The sequence below is a fragment of the Paenibacillus thalictri genome, assembly GCF_004307995.1.
Taxonomy (GTDB): Bacteria; Bacillota; Bacilli; order Paenibacillales; family NBRC-103111; genus Paenibacillus_AF; species Paenibacillus_AF thalictri.
In genome coordinates this window covers 1-2853 of the sequence record NZ_SIRE01000065.1, presented here as the reverse complement: position 1 = coordinate 2853, position 2853 = coordinate 1, and the positions used below count along the sequence as shown (strand labels likewise).

The following is a 2853-nucleotide window of genomic DNA, read 5'->3' as shown; positions in this document are numbered from 1 at the left end:
ACTAGCAGAAAGTCATCTTCACTCCCATGCGGTTGCAATTACCTGTACCAAAAAAGCGGCAACCTTTGACGAGAATTAACGTCATAGACTGCCGCCACATATTAAACATGACTAATCTTACTCAAAATGGCTTAACAATGCCAATGCCTCTTCATGATCCGGCTCGAGTTCTAATAACTTTCGCACGTATCTCAGAGCGTCTTCGTCTAACTCTAACTCGAAACAACAAATTGCCAGACAATAAATTACGGTCGATACGATTTCATCTTGTTCTTGATGTATTGAAATTTCTAAAAAATGCTTGGATTCCTCGTACATTTCCATCTCAAACAGTAGCAATCCAGCATCAAGCGCCAAGTCATAGCGCTGCTCCATGACGTAATACGATGACCACATGAGCTGTATGCCTCTCCAAATATCCTGTATTTCTTCATCGTTTGCATCCGGCAGCAGACTAGAGATCCGCTTCGCACTTTGAATGAAAAATTCCGCATCATATCCACCCAAACGCCAAAAACTCAACATTTGTTGTAGTCCCATGTTCTCTATATCGCGATCTGCCCATAGCTTCAAACTGAAAAACTCATCCGGACCAAAACGTTGAATATTTCGACGATAAGCTAATCTTGTATTGACATAGTTCATCGGCTTATCCATATGGAGAATACAGCCCACGTTTATATTTTTATAATGATGCGGCGGAAATAACGCCATGGCTCCTCTTCGTTCAAAAACATACTGAATCGCATGGTAGTTTGCCGTTAAAGAAAAACTTCCGTGCAGGATTAACTCCGGCGGTTCCGCGAATTTCCAGTTATCAAGTAAATGATCCCCTTTGTCTGCGGTTATTAATAGAAATCCTTCTTGCGACAACTGGTTCAAACGTTCTAAACAGGCTAATCCCGCGACGGGATACAAAATATGCGAATCTTCCAATTGTTCCTGATAAACGGCGATGACATCACGATAAGGAAAAGTTTCTTGCTCATACTCCGGCGCCCGCCGATGCTTATACTGCAAAGATATTTGACCAAGTAATTCTGATGGTTTAAGTGAATCCTTACGTTCAGGATATTCGATGAAAACATCGGTTTCGTAAATGTTACCTTCAGCCACGTAAAGCAGCTCTTGCGGAATACCATCAAAAAAGTAGTTAGCCACAATGACAACAGGTTGTTTTAAATCTCCCGTACTAATGGTTGCCTCTGATACAATCAAATTCAGAGCTGTGTCATGAACAGCATCAAATCGTGCAAAATCAAGTATTCCTTTGGCAATAAAAGCTTGTAGAGCTGGATGAGCCTTCCATGCCACCACATTGTTCATCGCCAAATCCGTCATGATATATCGGAACGAAGGTAACGTTATCCCTGCATAGTCAATCAACTGGCATAACTCGTGTAACACATGGAAAGCAAAACGCCCCGCTCCTGCTCCAAGCTCCACAATAAGAACAGGCTCTGAGTTATCTTCCTTATCGGCCCGGTCTTGAAGAAAGCCGAATATCATTTCTGCGTAGGCTGCAGCGATCATTGGATTGCTCGTGATGTATTGAGGAACTTGGTCGTTTTTCCAAGCCTTCAAACCTTCTTGCTCATAATATTCCCTCTGAATATTCCATATCGGTGCTTCACTGAAGCGGTAACGTTGTTTATTATGAGTTGTCATTTAATCGTTTTCCTGTCCTCTGGCAACGTCATCGGATACGGATGATCCTCGATCACCGGAATCTTCTGCTTGATCAGCTTCTCGATATCTTTCAGATAAGGAATCTCCTCGTGCTCGCAAAACGAAATCGCTATTCCGCTTAATCCCGCTCGTCCGGTACGGCCGATCCGATGCACATACGTCTCCGGGATATTCGGCAAATTGTAGTTAATGACGTGCGACAGCTCCTCGATGTCGATGCCCCGGGCCGCAATGTCTGTCGCCACCAGCAAGCGAGTCACACCTTGCTTGAAGTTATTCAGCGCAGCTTGGCGGGCGTTCTGTGACTTGTCCCCGTGAATCGCCTGCGCCGTAATCGCCGCCTTCGTCAGGCCCCTCACCAGCCGGTCCGCGCCATGTTTCGTACGGGTGAACACAAGCGCGCTCTCGATCGACTTGTCTTGCAGCAGATCGATCAACAGCGGCAGCTTGTTCGGCTTGTCCACAAAGTAGAGTGCCTGCTGTATCCGCTCCGCCGTCGAGGAAACGGGCGTAATTTCGATTTTCATTGGATTCTTCAGCAGCGAGTTTACCAGAGATGTGATCTCGGGCGGCATCGTCGCCGAAAAAAACAGCGTCTGTCGTTTGGCAGGCAGCTTGGCGATAATCCTTCTCATGTCGTGAATGAAGCCCATATCCAACATGCGGTCTGCTTCGTCCAGCACGAGAATCTGCACGTGACGCAGATCGGCGAATCCTTGGTTCATCAGGTCGATGAGTCGGCCCGGCGTCGCTATCAGAATGTCCATGCCTTGCTCGAGTTCCAGCTCCTGAGCTTTTTGCGAGACGCCGCCTACAATCACGGCACTTCGCAGATTCGAAAAACGTGCGTAAGATTTAAAGTTGTCGGATATCTGAATCGCCAGCTCACGCGTAGGCGTCAGGATCAGCGAACGAATGACACGTTTGCCGCTCGGTCGTGCCTGCTGCTCGCTCAGCAGTTGGAAATGGGTAGCAAGAACGCCGCGGTCTTGCCGGTCCCCGTCTGAGCGCAGCCGAACAAATCTCGGCCCGCCAGCACTGGCGGAATTGCCTGCTCCTGTATAGGAGTGGGCTGTCTATAATTTTCCTTGGCCAGCGCTTTAAGAATGGGGGGAATCAATTTCAATTGTTCAAATGTCATAAAATCTCCTTTGTCATGCTGCC

1 protein-coding gene and 1 pseudogene are annotated in these 2853 nt (G+C 47.1%); both read right to left on the bottom strand.

Annotated features, from left to right (window positions below; all coding sequences use genetic code 11):
* Window positions 1–117: 117 nt before the first annotated feature.
* Window positions 118–1668 carry a tetratricopeptide repeat protein gene (locus EYB31_RS39845; protein WP_131019134.1) on the bottom strand — a complete coding sequence of 517 codons (1551 nt, stop codon included), beginning with the start codon at window positions 1666–1668 and terminating at the stop codon, window positions 118–120.
* A gap of 17 nt (window positions 1669–1685) precedes the next feature.
* Window positions 1686–2830: pseudogene (locus EYB31_RS39840) on the bottom strand (DEAD/DEAH box helicase); the annotation flags it as partial.
* Window positions 2831–2853 lie beyond the last annotated feature (23 nt).

What these genes read in the sequence shown, in the direction of transcription:
- EYB31_RS39845 (WP_131019134.1), bottom strand. Translation starts at nt 1,668, where the DNA reads ATGACAACTCATAATAAACAACGTTACCGCTTCAGTGAAGCACCGATA.